Origin of the sequence: uncultured Alistipes sp., from assembly GCF_902388705.1 — a bacterium.
GTDB lineage: Bacteria > Bacteroidota > Bacteroidia > Bacteroidales > Rikenellaceae > Alistipes.
Window position 1 is genome coordinate 50,761 of record NZ_CABMQJ010000007.1, and the last position, 26,275, is coordinate 77,035.

19 protein-coding genes are annotated in these 26,275 nt (G+C 59.5%); 4 read left to right on the forward strand and 15 right to left on the reverse strand.

What is annotated here, in order from left to right:
• Nucleotides 1-128 precede the first annotated feature (128 nt).
• Both panB and QZT71_RS04210 read right to left on the reverse strand, forming a co-directional pair.
• On the reverse strand, nt 129-944 hold the full coding sequence (gene panB / locus QZT71_RS04205; protein WP_295912909.1) for a 3-methyl-2-oxobutanoate hydroxymethyltransferase: 816 nt from the start codon (nt 942-944) through the stop codon (nt 129-131).
• A gap of 263 nt (nt 945-1,207) precedes the next feature.
• Entirely contained in the window at nt 1,208-1,744 is a 537-nt protein-coding gene (locus tag QZT71_RS04210; RefSeq protein ID WP_295912912.1) for an RNA methyltransferase, read from the reverse strand.
• An 80-nt stretch (nt 1,745-1,824) separates the two neighbouring features.
• On the opposite strand from QZT71_RS04210, the gene QZT71_RS04215 reads away from it, so the two are divergent.
• Nucleotides 1,825-2,943 (forward strand): hypothetical protein, encoded by a 1,119-nt coding sequence (locus tag QZT71_RS04215; RefSeq protein WP_295912915.1) that lies wholly within the window; start codon nt 1,825-1,827, stop codon nt 2,941-2,943.
• A gap of 5 nt (nt 2,944-2,948) precedes the next feature.
• Nucleotides 2,949-4,625: a glutamine--tRNA ligase/YqeY domain fusion protein gene (locus QZT71_RS04220; protein ID WP_295912917.1), complete on the forward strand. Its 1,677-nt coding sequence runs from the start codon at nt 2,949-2,951 to the stop codon at nt 4,623-4,625.
• A 194-nt stretch (nt 4,626-4,819) separates the two neighbouring features.
• Here QZT71_RS04220 and QZT71_RS04225 read toward each other — a convergent pair whose 3' ends face one another.
• From QZT71_RS04225 to QZT71_RS04285, 13 genes are all read right to left on the reverse strand, one after another.
• Nucleotides 4,820-5,683 carry a GyrI-like domain-containing protein gene (locus tag QZT71_RS04225; protein WP_295912919.1) on the reverse strand — a complete coding sequence of 288 codons (864 nt, stop codon included), beginning with the start codon at nt 5,681-5,683 and terminating at the stop codon, nt 4,820-4,822.
• Between the two features lie 67 nt (nt 5,684-5,750).
• Nucleotides 5,751-6,764, reverse strand: a complete 1,014-nt coding sequence (locus QZT71_RS04230; protein WP_295912920.1) for a glycosyltransferase family 2 protein — start codon at nt 6,762-6,764, stop codon at nt 5,751-5,753.
• Complete coding sequence (locus tag QZT71_RS04235) at nt 6,751-7,671, reverse strand: lysophospholipid acyltransferase family protein (protein ID WP_295912922.1); 921 nt, start codon at nt 7,669-7,671, stop codon at nt 6,751-6,753. The genes QZT71_RS04230 and QZT71_RS04235 overlap by 14 nt, the downstream gene beginning before the upstream one ends.
• Before the next feature lie 12 nt (nt 7,672-7,683).
• Nucleotides 7,684-9,063: a TIGR00341 family protein gene (locus QZT71_RS04240; protein ID WP_295912925.1), complete on the reverse strand. Its 1,380-nt coding sequence runs from the start codon at nt 9,061-9,063 to the stop codon at nt 7,684-7,686.
• 12 nt (nt 9,064-9,075) lie between these two features.
• Nucleotides 9,076-9,780 (reverse strand): 16S rRNA (cytidine(1402)-2'-O)-methyltransferase, encoded by a 705-nt coding sequence (rsmI, locus tag QZT71_RS04245; RefSeq protein WP_295912928.1) that lies wholly within the window; start codon nt 9,778-9,780, stop codon nt 9,076-9,078.
• Nucleotides 9,781-9,784: 4 nt separating this feature from the next.
• Nucleotides 9,785-11,287: a hypothetical protein gene (locus QZT71_RS04250; RefSeq protein ID WP_295912931.1), complete on the reverse strand. Its 1,503-nt coding sequence runs from the start codon at nt 11,285-11,287 to the stop codon at nt 9,785-9,787.
• Nucleotides 11,288-11,438: 151 nt separating this feature from the next.
• Nucleotides 11,439-13,073, reverse strand: a complete 1,635-nt coding sequence (locus tag QZT71_RS04255) for a beta-N-acetylhexosaminidase (RefSeq protein WP_295912934.1) — start codon at nt 13,071-13,073, stop codon at nt 11,439-11,441.
• Nucleotides 13,074-13,159: 86 nt separating this feature from the next.
• Nucleotides 13,160-13,981 carry an ROK family protein gene (locus QZT71_RS04260; protein ID WP_295912936.1) on the reverse strand — a complete coding sequence of 274 codons (822 nt, stop codon included), beginning with the start codon at nt 13,979-13,981 and terminating at the stop codon, nt 13,160-13,162.
• 7 nt (nt 13,982-13,988) lie between these two features.
• Entirely contained in the window at nt 13,989-14,993 is a 1,005-nt protein-coding gene (locus tag QZT71_RS04265; RefSeq protein ID WP_295912938.1) for a metallophosphoesterase family protein, read from the reverse strand.
• A gap of 15 nt (nt 14,994-15,008) precedes the next feature.
• Nucleotides 15,009-16,592, reverse strand: coding sequence for a trehalase family glycosidase (locus QZT71_RS04270; RefSeq protein WP_295912997.1), 1,584 nt, complete (start codon nt 16,590-16,592; stop codon nt 15,009-15,011).
• Nucleotides 16,593-16,632: 40 nt separating this feature from the next.
• The gene (locus tag QZT71_RS04275; RefSeq protein WP_295912940.1) at nt 16,633-18,567 is read right to left on the reverse strand and encodes an alkaline phosphatase; all 1,935 of its coding nucleotides are present in this window, start codon (nt 18,565-18,567) and stop codon (nt 16,633-16,635) included.
• Between the two features lie 9 nt (nt 18,568-18,576).
• A complete protein-coding gene (locus QZT71_RS04280) occupies nt 18,577-19,419 on the reverse strand; it encodes an endonuclease/exonuclease/phosphatase family protein (RefSeq protein WP_295912942.1) in 843 nt (280 codons plus the stop codon).
• Between the two features lie 12 nt (nt 19,420-19,431).
• Nucleotides 19,432-22,347: a GH92 family glycosyl hydrolase gene (locus tag QZT71_RS04285; RefSeq protein ID WP_295912943.1), complete on the reverse strand. Its 2,916-nt coding sequence runs from the start codon at nt 22,345-22,347 to the stop codon at nt 19,432-19,434.
• 332 nt (nt 22,348-22,679) lie between these two features.
• Between QZT71_RS04285 and QZT71_RS04290 the strand changes: the two genes are divergently transcribed.
• Together QZT71_RS04290 and QZT71_RS04295 are read left to right on the forward strand one after the other, a co-directional pair.
• A complete protein-coding gene (locus QZT71_RS04290; protein WP_295912945.1) occupies nt 22,680-23,858 on the forward strand; it encodes a DNA-binding transcriptional regulator in 1,179 nt (392 codons plus the stop codon).
• A gap of 147 nt (nt 23,859-24,005) precedes the next feature.
• Nucleotides 24,006-26,003: a glycoside hydrolase family 97 protein gene (locus tag QZT71_RS04295; RefSeq protein ID WP_295912947.1), complete on the forward strand. Its 1,998-nt coding sequence runs from the start codon at nt 24,006-24,008 to the stop codon at nt 26,001-26,003.
• Nucleotides 26,004-26,275 lie beyond the last annotated feature (272 nt).

Consider the following 26,275-nt stretch of genomic DNA (forward strand, 5'->3'; position numbering starts at 1 on the left):
AAAGTAATCATTTTTTTCGAAACGGCCTAAAATCCGGACCTTTCCGGTGATTTTTTTATCAACATTTTATCAAAGGACAAAAAAAGTCCGGAACGCAACGTTCCGGACATACATTCCGTAAAACAGAATCAGTACTGCTCTTTCTCGTTGGGGAAGTCGCAGTCCTTGACATCCTTGATATATTGCGTCACGGCGCCCGTCATCACCTCGTGCAGGTCGGCATAGCGGCGCAGGAAGCGGGGCGAAAACCCTTTGTTAATGCCCAGCATATCGTGAATCACCAACACCTGCCCGTCGCAGCCGTTGCCGGCGCCGATGCCGATCGTGGGAACCGGAATCTCCTGCGTCACGCGTGTGGCCAGCGCCGCCGGAATCTTTTCGAGCACGATGCCGAAGCACCCTGCGTCGCTCAAAAGGCGTGCGTCACGCACGAGTTTGGCGGCTTCGGCCTCCTCCTTGGCGCGGACGCTGTACGTACCGAATTTATGAATCGACTGGGGCGTCAGTCCGAGGTGTCCCATGACCGGAATGCCGGCCGAAAGAATCCGGTTGACCGATTCGAGAATCTCCTCGCCGCCCTCGATTTTCACGGCGTCGGCTTCGGTTTCTTTCATGATGCGAACAGCCGAGTCGAGCGCCACTTTGGAATTGCCCTGATAGGTTCCGAAAGGCAGGTCGACGACCACCAGAGCCCGGTTGACGGCGCGTACGACCGAGCGGGCGTGGTAAATCATCATATTGAGGGTAATGGGAAGCGTGGTTTCATAGCCGGCCATCACGTTGGCCGCCGAGTCGCCGACGAGAATCACGTCGATACCGGCGGCATCGACGATTTTCGCCATCGAATAATCGTACGAGGTCAGCATGGCAATCTTCTCGCCCCGCTGCTTCATCTCCGTCAGACGGTAGGTCGTCACAGCCCTGACAGTACTTTCTACAGACATAATTTTTAATATGAATCCGATGGATTATTCAACATTTTCAACTGTTCGCAAGGCTTCGGTACGGAACCCATCGGATTCGTATTGCGGCGCTGGTGCACCGGCTCCATATCGACAATCCCTCCAAACCTTCCTAAAAAAGGAAGACTTACGTTCGTTCACTTGTAAACCGGCGCAAAGATAGCGCAAGCCGGGCGCAAAGCCAAATTTATTTGTACTTTGCCGAAACGCAGCCTGCCGGGGCCGCTGCTTTCCCCGCAGTAAAGTCACCGTTTCGGCCGGAGCCGGCAGAAAAAACTCCACAGGACGACCCCGCCCGAAACCGACACGTTAATCGAATGTTTCGTCCCGGCCTGCGGAATCTCGATTGCGCCGTGGCACATATCCACGGCCTGCTGCCCCACTCCCATCACCTCGTTGCCGAACACCAGTGCGTATTTCACGCCCGGCTCGGCCCGGAACGCATCGAGCATCACGGCCCCTTCGACCTGCTCGACGGCATAGACCCGGTAGCCGTCGCCGCGCAGGCGGGCGATGCATTCCTCCGTCGTTTGATAATAAGTCCACGGCACGGTCAGCTCGGCGCCGAGCGCCGTCTTGTGGATGTCGCGGTTAGGCGGTGTGGCGGTTATGCCGCACAGGGCGATACGCTCCACGGCAAAGGCGTCGCCCGTACGGAAGAAAGCCCCCACGTTCTGCAGCGAACGGACGTTGTCCAGCACCACCGCAACGGGCATCTTCTCCATCGCGGCAAACTCCCCGGCCGTGGGTCGGCCGAGCTCTTCGTTGGTGATTTTGCGCATAAGTTCTCTATTAGTGCTGCAAAATTAGACATTTTTAAAATCTTTTCCCTACTTTTGTCAGTTGATTCAAAAATCATTTTATGAAACTATTTCGACTCGTTTTATCGTTGGCTTTCGTCGCTTCCGTCGCCGCAGGCCATGCGCAGGAAATCATAGTCGGGGCCGACTTCGATATGTATTTCGACAACAAGGAGTTCGGCAACAACACGTTCGCGGTGCCGGGGCTGGACATCGAGTCCGGCACCGACTTCGCAGCACGCCTGATTCCCAAAATCGGGGTGCGCTGGGAAGAAAAGAACACGCTGGTATTCGGCGTCGACATGCTCCAGAACTTCGGGGAGAAAAACTCCGGGTTCCTTTCCGACGTAAAACCCATCGTCTACTACCAGTTCCTCACCCCCAAGGTCAAAGCCGTGGCCGGTATCTTCACCCGCGACATGACCCACAGCGACGATTATTCGACGGCGTTTTTCACCGATTCCCACAAATTCATCCACAACCGCATGAACGGCGTGCTGGCGCAATACAACTCGGGGCCGTCGTATGTCGAGTTCATCTGCGACTGGGAGGGCATGTATTCGGAAAATTCGCGCGAAAAGTTCCGCATATTGAGTTCCGGACGCCATTACCTCAAATATTTCTATTACGGCTACAACTTCTCGATGTTCCACTTCGCGGGACAGAAAGGGGCGCAACTCGAGAACGTCGTGGACGCATTCCTGCTCAACCCGGCCGTGGGCGTGAAATTCAGCGCCTTTTTCGACTTCGACATCAGGCTGGGACTGTTGCAGTCGGCACAGCGCGACCGCAGTTTCGGACATTCGTGGGAAACGCCGCGCATGGGCGAGTTCGGCTTCAAGATGAGCCGCTGGGGCTTCACCCTCGACGAGCGGCTCTATTTCGGCAACAACCTGAACCCGTTCTTCGGGGGCCACACCATCGACAACGAAGACGGAACGACGACCTATATTCCCTACGGACGCGAACTGTACCCCGGAGAGAGTTTTTTCCGCACGGACAAGAACGTCTACAACCGGGCTTCGCTCTCCTACGCCAAGTGGTTTTTCAAGGATACGGTACGCGTCAAGGCCGAATTCGTAACCCATTACGACGGCACGGGGCTCGGCTCCCAACAGAAACTCGAAGTAGCCGTGCGGTTCTTAAAGACCGCATACAACAGCAAGAATCATAAAAAATAACAGATATGGCAAGCGAAACAAACGAAACACGGGAGAAGTCGCTGAACTTCCTCGAAGAAATCATCGAAGAGTCCATCGCAAAAGGCGAAACGCGCGTACAGACCCGTTTCCCGCCCGAGCCGAACGGCTACCTGCACATAGGCCACGCCAAGAGCATCTGCATCAACTTCGGGCTGGCGAAAAAATACGGCGGCAAATGCAACCTGCGCTTCGACGACACGAATCCGGTCAAGGAGGACGTAGAGTACGTCGACTCGATCAAACGCGACATCCGATGGCTCGGTTTCGACTGGGCCGTCGAGCGCTACGCGTCGGATTATTTCGACCAGCTCTACGACTGGGCCGTCGTCCTGATCAAAAAGGGGCTGGCCTACGTCGACGACCAGACGCAGGAGCAAATCCGCGAGAACCGCGGCACGGTATCCGTGCCGGGCACCCCGTCGCCGTGGCGCGACCGTTCGGTGGAGGAGAACCTCGACCTGTTCGTGCGCATGAAGAACGGCGAATTCCCCGACGGGGCGAAGGTGCTGCGCGCCAAAATCGACATGGCGCACCCCAACATGCTCTTCCGTGACCCGATTATGTACCGCATCATCCACGCCGAACACCACCGTACGGGCGACAAGTGGTGCATCTACCCGATGTACGACTACGCCCACGGCCAGAGCGACTCGATTGAAAAAATCACCCATTCGATATGCACGCTCGAATTCGACGTGCACCGCCCGCTCTACGACTGGTTCATCCAGGCGCTGGAGATTTTCCCCTCGCACCAATACGAATTCGCGCGCCTGAACCTCACCTACACGATGATGTCGAAGCGCAAACTACTGAAACTCGTCCAGGAAGGCGCCGTGATGGGCTGGGACGATCCCCGCATGCCGACAATCTGCGCCCTGCGCCGCAAAGGTTACACCCCGGCCTCGGTGCGCAACTTCGCCGAAATGGTGGGCGTGGCCAAGCGCGACAACGTAATCGACCTGGGCAAGCTGGAGTACTGCGTGCGCGAAGACCTGAACAAGGTCGCCGAACGCCGCATGGCCGTGCTGAATCCGCTCAAAGTGGTCATCACCAACTACGAGGAGGGCAAGACCGAAATGTTCACGGCAATCAACAATCCCGAAAACGAAGCGGCCGGCACCCGTCAGGTTCCGTTCTCGAAAGTGATTTACATCGAGCGCGACGACTTCATGGAGGAGCCCCCCAAGAAGTTCTTCCGCCTCGCGCCGGGCGGCGAAGTGCGCCTGCGCTATTCGTACCTTATCAAGTGCGAGGAGGTCGTAAAGGACGCCGAAGGCAACATCACCGAGCTGCGATGCACCTACGACCCGATGTCGGGCGAAGGCTCGTCGAGCGACGGCCGCCGCGTGAAAGGCGTCATCCACTGGGTTTCCGCCAAGGATGCCGTGGAGGCTGAAATCCGCCTGTTCAACCCGCTTTTCACCAAGGAGAATCCCGACGACGTCGAGGAGGGGCAGACCTGGGAAGACAACCTCAATCCCAATTCGATGGTCTGCATCAAAGGTTACCTCGAACCGTCGCTGCGCGATATTCCCGTCGGCCAGGCCGTGCAGTTCGAGCGTGTGGGCTACTTCTGCCCCGACACCGACTCGACGCCCGAACACCCGGTATTCAACCGCACGGTAACACTCAAGGATTCATGGGCCAAAATTAACAAATAGCAGGCTTCCGCCCTGCAAACAGGAACCGCCCCACCGGGGCGGTTTTTTGTTTTTCTCCAGAAGAGGCCACGCAGCCGGAAGCAAGACACGAATGCGTACGGGCGGCCTATGGTTCGGCAGGCGGCATTCCCGGGCGATACCGGCATTAAAAAGGGAGCTTTCATGAAAAAGCTCCCTTTTTATCCGGAGGCCTGTCACTTTACCGGTATGTAGATTTCGGTCTTCAGTTTCCCGGCGGGAACCCGGTCGGGATTATTGAGGTACTTCTCGAAACAGGGGCTGTCGCGCAGTTCGCACCCGCTGTCGGGCAGCCATTCGCGGCAGATTTTGCGATAGGCGCCACCCAGCCCCGAGTAGGGGCCCGTATAGGTGAAGACGGCATAGCGGCCTCCGCCGACCGTTTTCACGCCGACAGGCCCCGCAGCGACCGGGCCTTTCGGGACGACCAGACATACGTCGCAGCGCAGGTCGTCGGCTTTCGAAATATCGGGGTCGTTATGGTAGACGACGATATTTTCGATGCCTGCGGAAAAGAGTTTGTACTCCTTGACATACCGCCACAGGGCAGCGAAGCTGTCGCAGTAATCGACTTTACTGTAATTTCCCTGCGCACGGATATAGGCGACGGGCTTTTCGGGAATTTCCCGGATTTTGGGTTTCGACAACCGGACTTCGGCGGCCTGCGGCATGACTGTACTCATGGGCGGAAAGATTTTAGCGGTTCGGTACTCTGTGGGCGAGATGCCGAAAAACCGCCCGAAAGCCTTGGTCAGCGACGACGGGGCGTCGTAGCCCACGCGGTAGGCGATCTCCGAAACCGGCAGGTCGCTGTAACGCAGCAGCCGGGCCGCCGTTTCGATGCGCGTGCGGACAATGAACTCCCCGACGGGCTCGCCCAGGAACGCCGAAACGATACGGTGGAAATGGCAGGGCGAAAAGGAGGACACCTCGGCCAGCGTGCGCAGGTCGATATTCCCGTCCAGGTGGGTGCGGATGTATTCGACGACGACGTTGATACGCCGCTGGTAATCGTCTGTCGTGGCTGGTTTGTTCTTCATCTCGCAGCAAAGGTATCCCCTGCAAAATTAACGGACTTTTCCGATTTTGCGAATTTAACGGAATACCCTACATCATCCGCCCGAAAGTCCGCCGGCCGAAAAGGTAGCGAAGCAGGATGGAGCCCGGATAGATTTTGTCCGACGTGCGGACGACACGGCTCTGCCGGATGAAACGGCGCTTGCGGTTCATGGCGGGATGCCATTTCAGGAAATCCCGCCAGGCACGGAATACGGCCCGGAAATTATCGGCCCGTCCCTGCGCCAGATACGACAGCGCCGCCGCGAAATCCAACACGGGCCGCGTCGCAGCCACCACGACACGCTGCCACGAAGTCGAACATTTGTAAAGCATCGCCAGGTTATTGCGGTGGTTGTAAAAAACCTTGGCCGGGGAATCGGTGGTCAGGGTGCCGCCGCCGAGATGGTAGACCGTACTCTGCGGCACGACCCGTACCCGGTAGCCGGCGAGCTGCATGCGCCAGCAGAGGTCAATCTCCTCCATGTGGGCGAAGAAATCGGCGTCGAATCCACCCAATGCGTGGAAAACATCGGCCCGGCAGCAGAATGCGGCGCCGCTGACCCAGAAAACATCCCGGGCATCGTCGTACTGTCCCGTGTCGGTTTCGACACACTTCAGGATACGGCCGCGGCAAAAGGGATAGCCCAGGAAATCGATGAACCCGCCCGAGGCGCCCGCATATTCGAACTTCTCACGGTCGGCCCACGAAATCAGCTTCGGGGACACCACGGCCACATCGGGTTCCCGCTCAAGCACCTCGAGCAGCGGGGCGATCCACCCCGCAGGCGTTTCTACATCGGAGTTAAGCAGCAGGTAGTAATCGGCCTCGACCTGCGCCAAAGCACGGTTGTAACCGCCGGCAAACCCGTAGTTGGCATCCATACGCAGCACCGTGACGGAGGGAAACTCCGTCGCCAGCACCGACAGCGAATCGTCCGTCGACCCGTTGTCCGCAACCACGATTCCGACCCCTTCGGGGGCGTGTGCGACGACGCTGGGCAGGAAACGGCGCAGGTGCTCCGCACCGTTCCAGTTGAGTATGACGATTTTAGCGACCGACATTTGTGCGTTTGTGTTTCCAGCGGCGGTGCGACCACATCCACAGCTCAGGGCATTCGCAAATCATTGCCTCCAGCCGCCGGACGTAACGCTCCGTAATTTCGTATTCGGCGACCTGCTCCTCGCCGTCGTATATCGGTTCGAACGACATCTGGTAGCGTCCCCGCTGCAGGCGCTCCATCTTGACGAAATAGACCGGCAGGTGGCAGCGCAGCGCCAGTTTCTCCCCGCCGTCGAAGAAAATCGTGTCCTGGTTGAGGAAACGGAACCAGTGGCTGTCGGGACGGCGCGGCGGATTCTGGTCGGCGATAAGCCCCATCACGAGGTTCTTGCCGTCGACGCCGTGCTCCCGGTTACGCAGGTAAAAGCGCAGCGAATCCTTCATCGCCACGGTCATCGAATTCTCGTAGTTGCGCAGACGCTGGTAGAGGTGTTCCATCACTTTGCTGCGCAGCGGATGGTAAACGGCCACAAGCATCTGCGAGCGTTCGTAAAGCCCCCAGTAAGAGCAATATTCCCAGCAGCCGAAATGGGCCGTCATGGCAATCCAGTCGCGGCCGTGCACTTTTCGGTAATGTTCGTCGAACCCTTTCACCGTAAGCACCGTGCGGGCTTTCTCCTCGCCCATGTGGGCCATATTGACCGTATCGACGAATATTTCGGCCAGCGTACGGTAGAAATTGCGGCGGATAGCAATCCGCTCCCCCTCGCTCTTCCCGGGGAACGAATTCCGCAGGTTGGCGTCCACGACCTTCATGCGGTAACGCAGGCAGTAGTACAACAGGAAAAAGAGCAGGTTCTCGACGATGTAGTATTTGAACCAGTACGGCAATACGGCGAAAAAACGGGCTCCGAGCCATAAGGCCTCCAACCACACTCTCTGTACGAAATTCAGCTCTGCACGTTTCATCCGACAAATCGGTTACGGTTCGACGAAAAGTTTCACGTTATCCACCTTGGTGCGTATCCGCAGCCAGCGCGTCAACGTCGTCCGGTCGATCGAGTCGGTGGGAACCTTCGGCGTGACCACACAGACCAGGGTCGTATCCCGGGGCGTACCGGCGATGTCGAACGTAATGCCTTTCATCAGCGAAATGGCCTCGATGTTCTCCATCATGGCCCCCACTTCGCGCGAAATATCGTCCACCTCGACATTGGTGACGCGGTAGCGTTTGAGCTGGGTCGCCATCTCGCCGATCCGTTTGTTCTTCTCCTCCAGCAACTCGAGGTAACTCTGCTGCAGCGACGCCACGTCGATTTTGTCCGCCGTGTTGGCCTGCCGGACGACCAGTTCGGCCTTTTCGAGGCCGAAGCCCCGCATCTGGGCGCGGGCATTCTCGATGACCTCGTCGTCGAGCGGCTCGCCCACCAACAGCAGTTCGATCTGCGAGGGATGTCCGCGGTGCGCATAATGCTTGTTGCACTCAATCACACGCGTGTGCGGGAAGTTGAAAACCTGCGAAACATATTTGTCGGCCACGGCTTCGAACAGCGACACCCGCACCATATGAAATCCGATGATAACGCTCGGGATGAAGGTAACCAGCGTAATTGCCATCATCAGGCGTTTGACGTTGCGTTCGCGCACCTTATCCATAAAGGCCTTTTTCTCGTATTGGAGAAAACGCACCATGGCGTAGGTCGCCAGCGCGATGAACACCGAGTTGATGAAGAAGAGGTAGAACGCGCCGATGAAAAACTTTATCTGCCCGGTAGCCAGACCGAATCCCGCCGTGCAGAGGGGCGGAATCAGCGCCGTGGCAATCGCCACGCCCGGGATAACGGTCGAAGTCCGATCCTGCCGCGTCTGCGCCACGATGCCCGCCAGACCGCCGAACAGGGCAATCAGCACGTCGTAGGTCGTCGGTACGGTGCGGGCCAGCAGCTCGCTGCTGTTCGACGAAAGGGGCGACACGAGGAAATAGACCGTCGAAGTGATGATTGCCACGATGAACATCAGCGCGTAGTTGCGCAGCGACTTTTTCAGCAGTTCGAAATCGTTGATGCCCAGCGAAAGTCCGACGCCCATAATCGGCCCCATAATCGGGGAAATAAGCATGGCGCCGATAATCACGGCGGCCGAATTGACGTTCAGTCCCAGCGACGCAATCATCGTCGCGAAAATCAGCACCCACAGGTTGACCCCGCGGAATTCCACACCCTTGCTGATGGCAGCCACGACCTCGTCGCGCTGCGCCTTATCCTCGTCGAGGCTAAACCGCCCCTTGAGGAACTCGCGCATCTCCCCGACCCAGGCCGAGAAAGAGCGTTTTACCTTATGCGTATCGTTGTTGTTCTCCATAATCGTTATCCGTTACTCGTCGTCCGCCGGCATTTCCCGCTTGGATTTGGGTTTCCCGGCCAGCACGATCACGAATTCGCCTTTGGGCTCCGTCGTACGGAAATGCTCCAGCACTTCGGCGACGGTTCCGCGTACGGTTTGTTCGAATTTTTTGGTCAGTTCGCGCGACACCGACACCCGGCGCTGCGGCCCGAAAACTTCGGCAAACTGCTCGAGGCACTTCACGACCCGGTAGGGCGATTCGTAGAAAATCATCGTCCGCTCCTCGTCCGCCAGCGACTGCAACTGCTTCGCCCGGCCTTTTTTCTGGGGCAGGAAGCCCTCGAAACAAAACCGGTCGCAGGGAAAGCCGCTCTGCACCAAGGCCGGAACCAGCGCCGTGGCCCCGGGCAGGGTTTCGACCTCGATGCCCGCCTCGACGCAAGTCCGCACGAGCAGGAACCCCGGATCGGAAATGCCGGGTGTGCCGGCATCCGACACGAGGGCCGCATTGCGCCCGGCGGCAATCGATTCGGCCACCATCCTGACCGTGGCGTGCTCGTTGAACTTATGGTGCGAATGGAGTTTCTTCTCGATGCCGAGGTGTTTCAACAGGAACGAAGTCGTCCGCGTATCCTCCGCAAGGATAAAATCCACCTCGCGCAGGACATTGACCGCGCGGAGCGTAATATCGTCGAGGTTGCCGATCGGCGTGGGTACGATATAAAGCTTTGCCATGCAGCTATGCGAATTTGCGCTCGAGGAGCTCCATCAGGAATTTCGCGCCGTCGGAATTGGCGTTCCACGCATAGTTCTCGGCGATATAAATCATACAGTCGTCGAAATCGTCGAAAGCATTGAGCCTGTCGATCGCGGCATCATAGGCCGCAGCGTCGCCGCCGAACAAATCGCGAATCATCAGGAATTTGTCGTTGATGCCGATGGCACGGCGCAGGTCGGTGACATGCTCGCTGCGCCGCAGCTCGGATGCCACGTCGCGCGGCGGCGCAATCGTATCGGCCAGCGTCTGGACGTCGTGGTTGATCACGTCGCCCAGCACGGCGCCGGACACCTCCGTCTTTGCAAGGGAAATCTCCTCGAAATCCGGTTCGTCGGCATCGTCCGCCGCGGCAGGGTTTCCGGCACACAACATCGCGAACGGCGCTTCCATCGCTGCGGATGCTTCTTCCGCGACAGGCGCAGGCCCGGCAACCGGAGCTGCAACCGCCTCCGGTTCAGGCACAGCCGTCGTATTTGCAACACTCACATACTGCGGCTCCGCAATAGGGCTGCTCGCAACCGGTTTTTCGACCGGGGCGGATATTTTTCCAGCCGGAGCCGGTTTCGCAGCCGGGGTTTCCGGCCCATAGAGCGACATGATAACCCGCTGCTTATGGCGGTGACGAATAGTCTCCTCCTCCGGTCCGAACAGTGTCGGCGCTATCGTCCGGGGTTCGGCCGCAGTTTTTTCCGGTGCGGATTCGGCAGCCGTTTCCGGCCCGGCGCTGTCCGACGGTATCTCGGGTTCGGAAACAGGCTCGGAAGCCGATTCGGGAACCGATACAGCAGCAGGTTCGGAAGCGGGTTCGGGAACCGCATCCGGCCCGGTTTCCGGATTCGCAGGCTCCGCAGGGGCTGCAACAGGTTCCGCCTGCCCTGCCGGCTCCGGATGCTCCTCCTGTTCCGAATGTTCTTCGGGCTCCGGGTATTGTTCCGTTTCCGGCGTCGCGGCCTCCACGGCCGGCACTCCGATCTCTGCGGGCAACGTTTCGCCGGACGCAACGGATTGTCCGGATACTTCCGGCACGGCAAATTCATTCGGGGCAGGCATAAATCCGGGCTCCGGTTCGGGTGCAGACTCCGGTTCGGGTTCGGGCTCGGACTCGGGTTCAGGTTCGGATTCCAGTCCGGACTCCGGCTCCGATTCGGGTTCAGCTTCCAATTCGGGTTCCGGCTCCGGCACGGAAGAAAACTCCGGCCCCGGTTCGTCTGCGGACAGGGAATCGAAAGTAAGTGCCGCGCCCAGGTCTATGCTGACCGGCACTCCCACCGACACGGGTTCCACCCCGGCGTCATCTGCCGCCACGGCCTCCGTTTCGGCGCCGAAACGTACCGCCTCGTAAAGAGTCCGCAGTTTTTCAAGCACCAGATCTCGTTCGAGGGCACTTGCCTCCTGCCATGTATTCCAGCCTTCTATAATATCAGAGAGCTTCAGCAATTCGCTCCGCACGTATTTCAAATCCATACTCCGTACATTATTTTGCCTCCAAAGATAGGAAAAAATTTACGAACACACAGCGCAAATCCCGAGATAATATCAAGGGTGCCCGCAGCACCGCCCTGCCTCACGAAAAAGGCTGGCAATGCCAGCCTTTTATCCGTATTCGGGGAGCGGGTTATTCTCCGAAAATATGTTTAGCATAGTTATATCCGTATGCGTCATACAGCTTGACAAGGCGGCGGACACGGCGCAGGTAGTCGCCGTAATCCTTCCTGTCGAGGCTCCACCCCACCTCGGCCAGCGCACTCAAGCGCGGCAGAAGCATGTACTGCGCATGCGGCCACGTCGCGATATACTCGGTCCACAGGTTGGCCTGCACACCCAGGATATAGCCCTGTTCCTCGGGAGTCAGCTGTTCATACGGATCGAGCGCATATACCTTCTCGACGGGCAGGTAGCCTCCGATGGAGAGCGGCTCCCCGGCGGTGTCGCGCGTCTGGTAATAATCCAGGTAACAGTTCGTCGTGGGCGCCATGATGACGTAATTCCCCTGTTTCGCAGCCTTGATGCCGCCCTTGGCGCCGCGCCAGGACATGATGGTCGCCGTCGGGGTGACGTCGCCCTCGAGGATTTCGTCCCAGCCTATGAGGCGGCGTCCGTGGGCGTTCAGGAACTTTTCGACGCGCGCCGTGGCGTAATTCTGCAACTGGCGCGGACGCTTGAGGCGTTCGGCTTTCATACGGGCCTTGCAGTGCGGACACTTCTCCCACATCACCGTGGGGCATTCGTCGCCGCCGATATGAATGTACTCCGACGGAAACAGGGCCACGACCTCCTCGAGCACGCCCTCGATGAATTCGAACGTCGACTCCTTGCCGATGCAGAATACGCGGTCGTCGATATCCCACGTTTGGCGCACCTCATATTGCTCGCCCGTGCAGCCCAGCCACGGATAAGAGGCCAAAGCCCCCACGGCATGTCCGGGAAACTCGACCTCGGGAATCACCGTAATGAACCGTTTCGCGGCGTAATCCACGACATCGCGAATCTCGTCCTGCGTATAGAAGCCGCCGTAGGGCGTTTCGTCGTATTTGCAGTTCTCGTCGTACTCGCCGCCCGGATCGCGGCCGATAAGCGTCCGTCTGCGCACGGAGCCCACCTCGGTGAGCTTCGGGTATTTTTTGATTTCGATACGCCAGCCCTGGTCATCGGTAAGGTGCCAGTGGAACACGTCGAGTTTGTGCATGGCCATCAGGTCGATCGCCTCTTTCACCTCGTCGACCGTGAAGAAGTGGCGGCAGACGTCGAGCATCATGCCCCGGTACCCCAGGCACGGCTTGTCCTCGATCGTAACGACGGGTAATTCCACAGCCCGGACGTTCGTCACGTCGTACGCCGCCACGGGAATCAGCTGGCGCAGGGTCTGCACGGCGTAGAATGCCCCCTGCGCGCCGCCGGCGACGATATCCACACGCCCCGGGGCAACCTCCAGCCGGTAGGCGTCCGCCGGCATCGCCTCGTCGCGGACGATATTCACGGCTTCGGCAACGGGGATGTCGGCCTCCAGGACTTCCAGTCCCCTGCCGAAAACAGGCGTCAGCACTTCGTCGAGTGCGGCGGTCACATACGGCAGCCGCTCGTCGTCGAACAAGAGCGCCACCCGGGTCGAAACGGTCAGGGGGAACACACCTTGCCCCTCCGTAACGCGTTCGGGCTTCGGCACGACGGCGATTTCGGTGTCGGCGGGAATCACTTTACCGCAGCCGGACAGCGTGGAGCATAAAGCGAACAAGAGGAAAAGATTCTTCATATCAGGGTCGTTTTTCTTTGGGGATTCGCAACAACATCATCCGTAAAAATAGGGTAAAAAACGGACTTTACAAAATGTTCTTCCGGTTATTCGCAGGCCGAGGCGCCGAGCAGGCCCACATACTCGACCGACGAACAGCAGATATGAAGCCCTTCGAGGGTTTTCGCATACGGGAACCGTTTCAGTTGCTCGTACATCGCCTCCCGGAAAAACCCGAAGGCCTGGGCGATGCTTCCGCCGAAAACAATCGCCTCGGGATCGTAGGCGTAGAGCACCATCATCACCAACTGACCTATATGCCCGCCGAACTCGTGCCACAGCGCCAGCGCCCCGGGGTCGCCCGCCACGGCGCGCTCGTAAGCCTCCTTGCCGGTCGTGCCGTGTCCCACGAAGAAACGGCTGCTGCAATAATACTCGTAATCGCGGTCGAGGTAGGGAATACAGCCGATTTCCCCTGCGCCCGTATTGCGGCCGCAGTAGAGTTTTCCCCCGACCACCACGCCCGCACCCACACCCGTTCCGAGGGCAATGCACACCACGTCGCCGAATGCGCTGGCCTCACCGAAGCGGCAGACCCCCAGCGCAAAACAGTTGCAGTCGTTGTTGACGTGCACGGGCACGCTGAAACGCTTTTCGAGCAGTTCTTTGAGGTAGACCTCGCGCCACGAGGGGATTCCCACCACATCGTACACGATGCCCTTGTCCGCATCCACCACCGACGGCACGCCGATACCGATTCGCGAAACCTCGGGCGTCATGAGCGCCCCGATAAGCGATGCGATATGATCCACGACCTCCCCTTCGGGTCGGTCGGCTTTGCAGGGTTCGGAGAGCAGCCGCACGATGCGGCCGTTCTTCACCAGTCCGGCGCGCACGTTCGTGCCGCCCAAATCCACACCTATTCTCATAGCCCCGTCAATTGGTATTTCTGACTTTGGCAACCTTGCCGTCCCGGAACTCCACGTGGTCGACGATTCGGCCGTCGCGCTCGTGTATCCACGTCTCGAATCCGCGCTGCCCCTCGGTCAGCACCAGTATGCGCACACCCGGGCGCAGGTTGTTGTAGGTCGTATTGTCGCCCGAAAAACGACCGTAACCGAGAGCGATGCCCTTTTCGGCCACGACATAGTCGATGTCGTGGTCGTGGCCCACGAAAGTGCCCATCACATCGCCGCTTTCGACCATCGCCGCGAACATGCCGGGATTCAGCTCGCCCGGACACTCGTCCTCGGCGGCACGGCCGATGTGCGTGTTGTCGGGATTACGCCACGCCGCGACGTATTCGGGCAGGGCGATGTGGAAAAAGGCCAGCGCAGGAAGCGGCAGTCCGCCGTTGGCGGCGGTATAGGCCGCACTCCGGTCACGGTACCAGCGCACCTGCTCCTGCGTGAACCAGCCGTAACCGTCGATGGCCGGAACGGTCGAGTAATCGTGCGAATCGAGGCAGTAAAGCAGCGCCGCAGGCCTCTTCGCACCGCCGATTTCCAGCACCACGTCGGCCAGTTCGCCGTCGCCGTCCAGCGTATTGAGCGTCCCGGCATACGAGGTGACGATACGGCCGATTTCCGCCCGCGTGAGATCCTGCTCGGCGTCGTGGTTGCCCAGCACCACACAGAACGGCAGTTTCCGCTCCGCAACGGGGCCGAGCACTCGGTGCCAGGCGTCGGCCGCAGGCTTGCCCGTCACCACGTCGCCCGTGAAGACGACCAGGTCGGGGCGCTCCCCGTCGAGGATATAGCACATCTGTGCAATGGTTTTCTCCGCCTGCGCCTGCCGGTAGGGGGTTCCCAAATCGAGGTGCACATCGGTGAAGTGTGCGATTTTGAATTTCCCCTCCCCGTCGAAATGCAGCAAGGGGGATTGCGCCTGCGCCGAGCACCACAGGGCGACAGCGCACATGAATGTCGTTATCTTTTTCATAAACAGGTTGATTCGTCAGTTCAGTTTCACGCTTCCGCTCTTCTCCACGCGCACCGTGCGGCTCTCGCCGTCGCCCCACACGACCGTCAGGTCGAACGGCACATTGGTCGTAACGCTCACGGCGGGCACGTCGCCGGCCGAGGCGCGGGATTTGACTTTCAGCCCTACGACGCCGTCCGGGCCATAAGGATAGCGGTCGATGCCGTGGGCCTCGGTATGGGTAATGTCCCACACGATGCGGCCCTCGGAATAATCCGACTTCACGCCGAGGATGTATTCGATGAACACGGCGATGGGCGGCAGTCCCGTCCATCCCACGAAATCCTTGCGGGCCATGAATCCGGGCTCGATTTTCTCGGGGGCGTAATACTCCCAGAAAGTCCCTGTATTCTTCCACACCTCGAACACGGCGGCATAATGGTTTTCCGCCACTTCGCGGGCAAGGTCATGATACCCTTTGCGGTAGAGGCCGTCGATGACCATGTAATTCGCACCGGGCCATACCCCGCCCTGCCAGTAACGGCCCAGCGGGTTGTATTTGGGATGGTCGGCCGATAACGACGGCACGCGGTGCGGGCGGTCGAATTCGGTCGTGTCGTTCAGGTGGGCCACCAGGCGATCCATCCGCTCCTTGCCGAGCGCATCGGCCTGCAGGGCCCAGAAAGCGCCGATGCCCTTGGTCGCGCAAAGCGATCCGTCGCCGTAGCGGTCGTAGAGAAACCCGGCCTGCTCGTCCCAGAGGTGCTCGTTGACATAGGCGCGCAACTGCTTCATCTCGTCCTCCATATCCTCGATTTCCTGCCAGCGCTCGATGTAGAAGCCGATGTTGAGCAGCGACTCGTCGACCAGCATCTGCTGCAGGTTGGTATCGAGCCACACCATATGGCCGTGCGAGAAAATCTGGTTGTACTGCGGTTTCACACGCGGCATGTTGTCCATGCCGGTGCCCCACCCGCTCGACCAGTAAGTGCCATCGGGCCACGTACGGTTCAGGCGCCACCACTTGGCATAGGCGCACAGCGCCGGAAAAACCTTGTGCAGGCGGTCGATGTCGCCGAACTGGCGGTAATACATCAGCTCGACCCACGGCAGCAGGTTGGGGCCCGTCGAAGTCGGGTCGTAGCGCTCGAAGCAGTCGGAGCCGTCGGCCCGTATCTCGCGGCAGATGAAGCCGTCGGGATGCTGCTTGGCGTAGAAGTTGTCCAGCGTGCGCTGGAACGGGAAAAAACGGTAACCGTAGCGGGCGAACATCATCATGAACGAAGCGTCCCACATGAAGATGTTGCCGTTGTAGGCGATATCGAGGTAGGGCGACACGAAACCGGAACCCTCCTGCGGCTGGCGGATGTTGCCCACGGCGATTTGCCAGGCATGCCAGTACATCTCGACCTCCTTTTCATGCCCCTCCCACACCGGTGCGGGGAGTATCTTGCGCGCCTCGGCGAACGAGCGGGGTTTGATATGCTCGGGCTTCGCCGTCCGGAAATCGTTCTCGGCGACGAAGACCTCTTTCACATAGGTGTTCTTGTAAGGCAGCTTGTAGGGCCCCGACTGGAGATCCTGCGCCCCGGCCGTCCCCGCAGCGAGGACAAACGACATGAATGCCGCGATTCGTTTGCGTAGCATCATACTTTACGGTTTATTTTATCAGTGATTTGATTCTGCGGGCAATCTCCGTATTCATATACGTACCGCAGAATTTGTCGGCCCCGGGGCCGTATGCGAATACCGGAAGCATGGCGGGCGTATGGTCGTCGGAAATGTAGACGCCCATCACCCGGCCCGTGCGCTCGTCGCCGTCGACTATCACCAGCCCGCCCGTTTCATGGTCGGCGGTGACAACGACGAGCGTTTCGCCGTTCGTATCGGCGAATTTCAGCGCTTCGGCGACGGCCAAATCGAAACTCAACATTTCGATAATCGAGCCGGGCAGGCAGCGCGAGTGGCCCGCATAGTCGATTTTCGCCCCTTCGACCATCAGGAAGAAGCCCTTGTCGCCGCGCTCCCGCAACTTGGCAATCGAAACCCGCGTGGCATCGGCCAGCAGCGTGAGGTTGACCTCCTCGGCGGCATCGTCCATCGCCTCGTCGATGCAAATCACCTTGCCCGGCTTCGCGCCGATCTCATCGACCGAGCGGACGAAGTTATACTGTTTTTTCAATTCGCCGACAAGGTCCACTCCGTCGCTGCGGCGGGTGAATTCTCGGATGCCGCTGCCGCACAGCAAATCGATGCGGCCGTCCAGCAGGCAGCGGGTCAGCTCGTCGGCATTGTCGCGCTCGACCGAGTGGCCGTAGAAAGCCGTCGGCGTGGCGTCGACCGCATTGCCGAGCGTCACGACACCCACGGGCAGGCCCTTGTCGTGGAAAAAGTCGCTCAACGAGGGATAAGGTTCGCCCGCGCCGCTCATCGCGATATGGCGGTTATCGTGGCGCTCGCCCGTGGCAAGGGCGCTGCCGCCGGCTGCCGAGTCGGTCGTAAAGGCGTCCAGCGCATTGTTCTGCTGCAGGCCGATATACTTCATCTGCAAGGTCGACAACCCCTTGTTGGCATAAAAGGCCGCCACGATCTGCGACAGGCCCATGCCGTCGCCGATTAGGTAAATCACGTTCCTGACCCGGCCCTTGCCGCCGTCGTTCCGGTAAGTCGGGGTATAGACGTCGATACCCTTCGTGAGCTGCAGTTTGTCGTTCTGGAAACCCCGAAAGTCGCGTGTGGTCTTGTCCAGGCGCTTGGTACCCGTCACGCCCCCGGATGCCGCCGTGCGGCGCTCGCCGATCTGGAAATTCTTGTTTCCGAAATCGTCGAAGAACCCGGCGCACACCTCGGGATGGTCGGTATTGACATAGTCGATGCCCATGTCGTAGAACGTATAATAGACCGTCGTCCCTTCGGGAGCGCCCCAGAAACGCACCGGTTTGCCCCAGTCGTGGGCGCGGTCGATGATTTTCTCAATCGCCGCACACTCGGCCGGGATGATGGAGCCTTTGCCGTTCCACTGCGAATAGTCCCGGAAGTTGGCGCTCACCAGGGCGATGCGTTCGAGCTGCTCGGGCGTATAATCGGCATCCCACGCTCCGTCGAAGCGGACATAGGCGGGATATTTGGCAAAGTCGGCAGGCTCGGGAACACGTCCCGTAACGGCGATGCGCACGGCCTCGGGGTTCACCGCCGGGTCGAACACCTCCGGATAGCGGCCCAGCAGCGCAGTAACGGCCCGCAGCGTGGGGTCGGTTTCCGATTTGAGCTCGACCATCAGCTGCAGGTGCTCGTCGGAATCTTTCCAGGCGCGTCCTCCGTTGCGTTTGAAGAGCGTCACCAGCGGCTCGACATACAGGGCTTCGAAAGTCATGTCGGGCGAAAGGTCTTCGACATCGTGGCCTACGAGCAGTTTGCCGTCGTGCAGGAACACGTCGGCCTCGATCGAATAAACCTGCTGGGCATAAGCCTGCCAGAACGGCGCACGGCGGCAGTAGTCGTTGTGCGAATGAATCAGGATGGGGCGCTCGGCCGCAGCCGTGGCGCAGATGCACAGGGCCGCAACCAGCAGCCAGCTTTTCAGTATCTTTTCCATAATGCGGTATTATCTTGCGAATTCAACAACGGCCATCACGGGTGCGTGGTCGGAAACATAGCCGCCGCCAAGCGTGTCGGGCAGCACTTCGTAACGGTCGGCATCGAAGCCGCCGCTCACGAAAATGTAGTCGAGCAGCGGGCGCTCCGCCTCGGGAAGCTGACCGAAATCGGAGAAACTCCACGCCGTGCCGAGCTTCAGGGGCGCAACCGCCTTCACGTCGCGCAGCACGCCGTCTTTCTGCACATGGGCCACGACCGACGAGCCGGGCTCGGAGTTGAAGTCGCCCGTCAAAATCACGGGACGCTCCCCGCGCAGGGAGCCGATGCGTTTCATCAGCAGGCTCACGCCCTCGTCGCGGGCCACCTGTCCCACATGGTCGAGGTGGGTGTTGATGAACAGGAACTCCCGGCCCGATTTGTCGCGCAGCACCACCCACGTCGCCACGCGTTCGCAGGCGCCGTCCCAGCCTCTCGAACCGGCCACTTCGGGCGTTTCGCTCAACCAGAACGTTCCCGATTCGAGGGGTGTGAAGCGGTCGCGTTTGAAGAACACGGCGCTGAATTCGCCCGCCTCGGCGCCGTCCTCGCGGCCCACGCCCACCGCTGCATAACCGGGCAGCAGCTTCTTGAGGTCGTTGAACTGGTTGACAAGGAGTTCCTGCGTGCCGAAAACGTCGATATCGTGCGACACAATCACTTCGGCAGCCCGCTCGCGGCGGAAACGCCAGTTGTTCTCCCCGTCCTCGGGATTGTCGTAACGCATGTTGAACGTCATGACGTTCAGCGTCGGAGCCGAACCGCAGGCGGTGAACGCAACCGCCGCAGCAAACAGATGGAATAGTCGTTTCATACCTTTATGGTTTTAATCAATCGGGAAAGCAAGGCCGACCGGCACGCACAGGTTCGCCTCGGGAATCGCCTCGAAATCCGCCGCACCGGGCGCTTTCCACCCCCACGACAAATCCTGTCCCTCGTAATCCTCGAAATAGAGCAGCGTATAAGGGTGCAATCCGGCTTCGAGCGCCACACGCCCCGTCGCCGCCACCGAAGCGTGCGAACCGTCGTTGTCGACCACCTTGCGGCCGCCGATCACGAGCACGCTGCCGTCGTCGCTCTTGGTCGTGAACTCCCACACGCCCCGCACCGGGATGTCGATATATCCGTTGAAAATATAGCCGAAGTGGTCTTCCTGCGGGGCATTTGCTATCGACGGCGCAGGCATCGTTCCGGAAGAGACGTGTTTTCCTTTCCGAATCTCGTCCACGCACGAAAAGACGCTTTCATAATAGGTATAGGCAACGCCCGGATGCGATGCCAACCCGTCCCGGGAGATCCCTTCCCGGAACACGGCCTTCTCGGCATCGAGCGTCAGCGTACGGCTCGGGGCGGCACCGGGTTTGAATCCCCGTGCCTTGAGCGTCAGCGAACGGTCGACCAGGACAGGGCCGGTATAAAGCGCCGAACTTTCATCCGGATCCGTACCGTCGAGCGTATAGCGTATTTCGGCCCCGGCGGTCGCAGTCGCGATCCCGACGGCGACGGGCTCGGTGAACAGGCTGACGTCCTGCGTGGTATAGGGAATCGAAACCACCTGCCCGTCGGTCAGCGAATAGGGCTCCGCTGCGGCATCCGTGCCGCGGTCGTAATCGGGACGGGGCTGGAGCGTAAAGTGCAGTTCGCCGCCCTGCATCAAGCGGTCGTAAGTGATGAAATTCTCCTCGACAGGCTCGCCGTCGAGCGTCACGGCAGCAATATAGACATTGCGGCGCGGGTTATTGGCCGTCACGGTCAGCGTACGGCCGTTGGCCAGCCGGACGGTGGCCTGCGGGAACTGGGGCGCGGTCAGGGCGAATTCGTTCGAGCCCGGACAAACGGGATAGAATCCGAGGCTGGAGAAGACGTACCACGCCGACATCTGGCCGCAGTCCTCGTTGCCGATGATGCCCGCGGGCGTGGGGGCGTACATTTCGTGCAGCAGGCGGCGCGTCAGCTCCTGCGTTTTCCACGGCTGCCCCACGTAATTATAGAGATAGGCCATGTGATGGCTGGGTTCGTTGCCGTGGGCATACTGGCCCATCAAGCCCGTGACATCGCCCACGTCCAGCTGCATTTGGTCCGATTCGAGCGTAAAGAGCCTGTCCAATTCGCGGACGAACGCCTCGCGGCTGCCGAAGAGCTGTATGAGGCCGTTCACGTCGTGCGGCACGAAAAAGCGGTAATGCCACGGCGTAGCCTCGGTGTAGTCGCGGCCCGTGGCGAACTCTTCGAAAGGCGTCGACCAGTTGCCGTCCGACCGGCGCCCGCGGAAGAAGCAGGTCGAGCCGTCGAAGACATTGACGTAGTTGAGCGCCCGCCGGGCGTACTCCTCGAAAACGGCGTCGCGGCCCATCGCCTGCGCCATGCGGGCGATGGCCCAGTCGTCGTAGGCGTATTCCAGGGCGCAGGAAACCGACTCGCGTTTGATATTCGACGGGATGAACCCTTGCGCGACGTAGTAGTCCGAACCTTTTTTGTTGATGTTCGACGAACGAATCATCGCGTCGAGCGCCTTTTCGGCATCATAGCCGCGGATGCCTTTCAGGTAGGCGTCGGCGATGACCGACGCGGCATGGTATCCGATCATCGTCCCCGTTTCACCCGAAGCGAGCGGCCAAATCGGAAGTTCGCCCGTGACGTCGTACATATCGAGCATGCTGCGTATCATGTCGTTTACCAGCGCGGTATCGACCAGCGTCTGCAACGGGTTCCAGGCCCGGAACGTATCCCACAGCGAGAAGGTCGAATAATAAGACTCCCCCTCGGGCATCCGCGCGATGGACTGGTCGTGGCGGCGGTACTCGCCGTTGACGTCGCTCATCAGGTTGGGCGTCAGCTTGGTATGGTACTGCGCTGTATAGAAGTTGGTCAGTTCGTCGCGCGACCCGCCCTGGACGACGATGTCGCCCAGCGCCTCGCGCCACAGTCCGACGGCACGTCCGTGCACGGCATCGAAATCCAGCTCGGGGACCTCGGCAAGGCTGTTCACGCGGGCATTGCCGACGCTGACCGACGACAGGCCGACGGCAATCGTGAGCGTCCGCACGTCCGGGGCAAAGGTCAGCACCGCCTGTTTGTCGCCGAGCAGCTGCACGCCGGCAAAGGGCTCCGAGAAACGGGCCGAGAAAAAGACATACTGGTCGGGCACCCAGCCCTGCGTGCGGCGCATGCCGGAGAGCTCCGCAGGCCCCTCCTGCCGCAGGCTGTGCATGTCGACGTGCTCTTCGGTGATTGTGTGCATCAGGTCGACGACCACCTGCCGGGGGCCTTTGCCGCTGAACGTATAGCGATGGACGCCCGTACGGGGCGCTGCGGTCAGCTCCACCCCGATCTCTTCGCCGGGCAGGGACACGGCATAATAGCCGCACGAAGCCCGTTCGTCCTTATGTGAAAAGAAATAGGGTTGCAGGATGCACTGTTCGTCGTGCAGCACGATTTCGCGCGTGGTCGGATGGAAAAGGATGTCGGCCAAATCAGCGCATCCGGTACCGCTCAAATGGGTATGCGAAAAGCCGTCGATGGTCGTATCGTCGTAATGGTATCCCGCGCAGGCGTCCCAGTTGCCGGCACGGGTATCGGGGCTCAACTGCACCATGCCGAAAGGCGTGGTGGCCCCCGGATAGGTGTGTCCGTGGAATCCGGTGCCGATGAACGGGTTCACATAATCGACGGGGTCGGCGGAGCGCGGCGCACAGGAGATAGCCGCAAGGGCCAGCAAAAGTAAAGTCAGGTTCTTGGTCATAGCAGTTGTCGGTGTATGCGCCCCGTCCGGAAAGCATTGTATCAAAGATAGGTATTCGGGGGCAATATTGCAACCCCGGACGCCGCATCTCCGCAGTTTCGAAGCCGGTCGCAGTTTAGGTCATACAAATATAAGAGAAGAGATGAATCCGCACTGCGGCTATTTGCGCTTTTACATCCTCATATTGCGCAGAACCTTCATTTCCGCAGCCGTGCATCGAAAGCAGCCGCGCATCGAAAGCAGCCGCGCAGCCGCCGAAAAAATCGGCGGATTATCCGTATTCCCGAAAAAAAAGCTATCTTTACACACGAACCGACCCCACAAACCGATTTATGGCACGTGTAATCTTTCTGACGGATTTCTCCGAAGCCTACGCCCGGGAGCTCCTGCTCGGTATGGCCCGCTATGCGCACGACACGGGACAGGCGTGGAGCCTGTGCCGCCTGCCGCTGTCGATACGCGACAAATTCGGAATCGAAGCCGTCGTCGAGTGGGCCAGGCGCATGAAGGCCGACGCCGTGATCGGCCAGTTCTACAACACCGACAACGTCGGGCTGTTCCGCGAAAACGGGATTATCGCTGTGGCGCAGGACTTCAAGAAGCGTTTTACGACGATTCCCAACATCACCGGCCCGCACTACCTCGCCGGGAAAATGGCCGCCGAATACTTCCTGCAGAAAGGTTTCCGTAATTTCGCATTTTACGGCACGCGGGGCATCGACTTCTCGGACGAACGGTGCCAGGGGTTCCGCGAAACCGTCGAGGCCGCCAATCCCGATTTCACCTTCTCGTCGCTGCGCAGCGGCGCCCAGAACGACCTCTGGTATTACGACACGGCGCAGCTCATCACATGGCTGCAGTCGCTGCCCAAACCGGTGGCGATTATGGCGTGTGACGATAACCAGGCATACCATATCACGGAAGCGTGCCTGCAGATCGAGGGGGGGGGAAATTCACGTATCCCGAACGACATCGCCATTCTGGGCGTCGACAACGACGAAACGATTTGCAAACTTTCGATTCCCAACCTCTCTTCGCTCAACCAGGGCGTCGAACAGGGCGGCTATGAGGTAGCGCGCCTGATCGACCGCCTGATTCGCAATCCCGAAGCGGAATGGGAGGATGTCATGGTGATGCCGACGCACATCGTCACGCGGCAGTCGACCGACATTTATGCCAACAACGACCCGCATATCGCCAAGGTGCTGCAGCACATCCATGAGAACATCAGCCAGAAAATCACGGTCGACGACCTCGTGAAACTGGTGCCCCTGTCGCGCCGGCTGCTCGAAACCCGGTTCAAAAAGGGAATGGGCACTTCGATCTACGACTACATCATCCAGGTGCGCATCGAAAAGATGATGCAGCTGCTGTGCGAGGGCTTGAGCGTTTCCGAAGCGGCCGCGGAACTGGGATTCTCCGACATAAAGAACGTTTCGCGTACGTTCAGGCAGCTCAAGGGCATCACCCCCTCGGAATACCGCGAGCAGGTCGCCCCGAAAAGACGGTAGCCGGAGCATCACGCCGCCGCTTGCCGGAGGTCATACCCGTGATTTTGCTTCGCATGCGACAGTTTTTCCCATCCACCCGCACGTTATTTCCGCAAGATTTACTATCTTTGGCATGCAAGCTAATAATTCATTAACTCACAACTTTCTATGACCTTAAAACCCCTACTGGTGTTCCTCTGCACGGCATGCGCGCTGCCGCTCATGGCGCAGAAAAACTACACGCTCACATCACCCGACGGCACGCTCCAGGCTACCGTCGCCACGGGTTCCGACATCCGCATTTCACTGGCCGCCGACGGCCAAACGCTCCTCGCCCCCTCGCCCGTGGGCATGAAACTGGCAGGCGGCGAAGTGCTGGGCGCCAATCCCAAAGTCACCCGGGTGAAGAAAACCGCCGCAGACGAACGAATCGCCTCGCCCTTTTACAAGAAAAGCGAAATCAGCGACCGTTACAACGAGCTGACGCTCACCCTCCGCGGCGACTACGGACTGATTGTACGCCTCTACGACGACGGCCTGGCCTACCGGTTCACCACCCGCAAAAAAGAGAATATACAGGTAGAAAACGAACAAATCGCCTTTACTTTCCCGGGGGATTACACGGCCTATGCGCCCTATGTCGGGCACCAGAGGCTCCTGGATTTCGAGGGCCAGTTCCGCAACTCGTTCGAAAACACCTATGCCAAACTTCCGCTCACGCAGCTCGATACGAGGAAACTGATTTTCCTGCCGATGCTCGTGGAGTTGCCCGGCGGCCGCAAGATGGTCATCACGGAGGCCGACCTGCAGGGTTATCCGGGGCTCTACCTCAACAACTCGTCCGAGGCGCCCGTACTCAACGGCGTCTTCGCCCCCTATCCCAAACGGGAGGAGCAAGGCGGACACAACCGGCTGCAGATGCTGGTCAAGGAGCGCGAAAACTACATCGCCGCGACCCAGGGCACACGCTCGTTCCCGTGGCGCGTAATGATTGTTTCGAAAGACGACAAGGAGCTGCTCAACAGCGATATGGTATACCGTCTGGCCCCGGCTTCGAAGATTGCCGACACCTCGTGGATCAAGCCCGGGAAAGTTGCTTGGGAGTGGTGGAACGCATGGAACCTCTACGACGTCGATTTCAAAGCGGGCATCAACACCAAAACCTATAAATATTATATCTGGTTCGCCTCGCAGCACGGACTCGAATACGTAATCCTCGACGAGGGCTGGGCCGTGAACAAGCAGGCGGACCTGATGCAGGTAGTTCCCGAAATCGACCTGGAAGAGTTGGTGGAATACGGGCGCGAACGTAACGTGGGAATCATCCTCTGGGCGGGTTACTACGCATTCGAGCGCGACATGGAACGGGTCGTCAAACACTACTCGGACATGGGCGTGAAAGGATTCAAAGTGGACTTCATGGATCGCGACGACCAGCGGATGGTCGACTTCCTGCACCGGGCGGCCGAAGTATGCGCCGAGAACAAGATGCTGCTCGACTTCCACGGCGTGTTCAAACCCACGGGCATGAGCCGCACGTGGCCCAACGTACTCAACTACGAGGGCGTATTCGGCCTGGAGCAGCTGAAGTGGTCGCCCGAATCGACGGACATGGTGACCTACGACGTTACGATGCCGTTTATCCGCATGGTCGCCGGGCCGCTGGATTACACGCAGGGCGCGATGCGCAACGCATCGAAGGGCAATTACCGCCCCGTACACAGCGAACCGATGAGCCAGGGCACCCGCTGCCGCCAGCTGGCGGAGTACGTCATTTTCGAATCCCCCATCACGATGCTCTGCGACTCGCCGTCGAACTACCTGAAAGAGCCCGAATGCATCGGGTTCATCGCCGGGGTTCCGACAGTCTGGGATGAAACCGTGGCCCTCACCGGCTCGGTGGGCGAATACATCGCCATCGCACGCCGTGCAGGCGACAGTTGGTTTATCGGCGCTGCGACCGACTGGTCGCCCCGCGAACTGGAACTCGATTTGTCGTTCATCGGCAGCGGCGACTACGACGTCGAGAGTTTCTCCGACGGCATCAATGCCGACCGGGCGGCCTGCGACTTCAAGAAGCAGATAAGCAACCTGCCGCAGGATCGCAAACTGAAAATCAGAATGGCCCCGGGCGGCGGTTATGCTGCCCGCATATACGCCCGTTAGCGCCTCCGGCACCCGACGTCTTACAAGAGCAGCGACCCCGAATCGCTGCTCTTTTTTATCGTGGTTCCGACGGATAACGCCACATATACACGCTCGGCAGGCGCACCGGCAGCGGAAAATGAACACAGCCAATACATTTATGGAAAGAAATTAGTATCTTTGCACTCCGGTTCACGGGTGCCTGCGTTTTACAGGATTGCCGGATGCGATTTCCGCGCCGTGATACCGGATGCGGACAGAGGCAAAAACTTGCAACAAACTGATTTTTAAAT

Bases quoted from the DNA above. Each gene is read 5' to 3' on its own strand.
- panB (WP_295912909.1), bottom strand. From the start codon at position 944: ATGTCTGTAGAAAGTACTGTCAGGGCTGTGACGACCTACCGTCTGACG.
- QZT71_RS04210 (WP_295912912.1), bottom strand. From the start codon at position 1,744: ATGCGCAAAATCACCAACGAAGAGCTCGGCCGACCCACGGCCGGGGAG.
- QZT71_RS04215 (WP_295912915.1), top strand. From the start codon at position 1,825: ATGAAACTATTTCGACTCGTTTTATCGTTGGCTTTCGTCGCTTCCGTC.
- QZT71_RS04220 (WP_295912917.1), top strand. From the start codon at position 2,949: ATGGCAAGCGAAACAAACGAAACACGGGAGAAGTCGCTGAACTTCCTC.
- QZT71_RS04225 (WP_295912919.1), bottom strand. From the start codon at position 5,683: ATGAAGAACAAACCAGCCACGACAGACGATTACCAGCGGCGTATCAAC.
- QZT71_RS04230 (WP_295912920.1), bottom strand. From the start codon at position 6,764: ATGTCGGTCGCTAAAATCGTCATACTCAACTGGAACGGTGCGGAGCAC.
- QZT71_RS04235 (WP_295912922.1), bottom strand. From the start codon at position 7,671: ATGAAACGTGCAGAGCTGAATTTCGTACAGAGAGTGTGGTTGGAGGCC.
- QZT71_RS04240 (WP_295912925.1), bottom strand. From the start codon at position 9,063: ATGGAGAACAACAACGATACGCATAAGGTAAAACGCTCTTTCTCGGCC.
- rsmI (WP_295912928.1), bottom strand. From the start codon at position 9,780: ATGGCAAAGCTTTATATCGTACCCACGCCGATCGGCAACCTCGACGAT.
- QZT71_RS04250 (WP_295912931.1), bottom strand. From the start codon at position 11,287: ATGGATTTGAAATACGTGCGGAGCGAATTGCTGAAGCTCTCTGATATT.
- QZT71_RS04255 (WP_295912934.1), bottom strand. From the start codon at position 13,073: ATGAAGAATCTTTTCCTCTTGTTCGCTTTATGCTCCACGCTGTCCGGC.
- QZT71_RS04260 (WP_295912936.1), bottom strand. From the start codon at position 13,981: ATGAGAATAGGTGTGGATTTGGGCGGCACGAACGTGCGCGCCGGACTG.
- QZT71_RS04265 (WP_295912938.1), bottom strand. From the start codon at position 14,993: ATGAAAAAGATAACGACATTCATGTGCGCTGTCGCCCTGTGGTGCTCG.
- QZT71_RS04270 (WP_295912997.1), bottom strand. From the start codon at position 16,592: ATGTCGTTTGTCCTCGCTGCGGGGACGGCCGGGGCGCAGGATCTCCAG.
- QZT71_RS04275 (WP_295912940.1), bottom strand. From the start codon at position 18,567: ATGGAAAAGATACTGAAAAGCTGGCTGCTGGTTGCGGCCCTGTGCATC.
- QZT71_RS04280 (WP_295912942.1), bottom strand. From the start codon at position 19,419: ATGAAACGACTATTCCATCTGTTTGCTGCGGCGGTTGCGTTCACCGCC.
- QZT71_RS04285 (WP_295912943.1), bottom strand. From the start codon at position 22,347: ATGACCAAGAACCTGACTTTACTTTTGCTGGCCCTTGCGGCTATCTCC.
- QZT71_RS04290 (WP_295912945.1), top strand. From the start codon at position 22,680: ATGGCACGTGTAATCTTTCTGACGGATTTCTCCGAAGCCTACGCCCGG.
- QZT71_RS04295 (WP_295912947.1), top strand. From the start codon at position 24,006: ATGACCTTAAAACCCCTACTGGTGTTCCTCTGCACGGCATGCGCGCTG.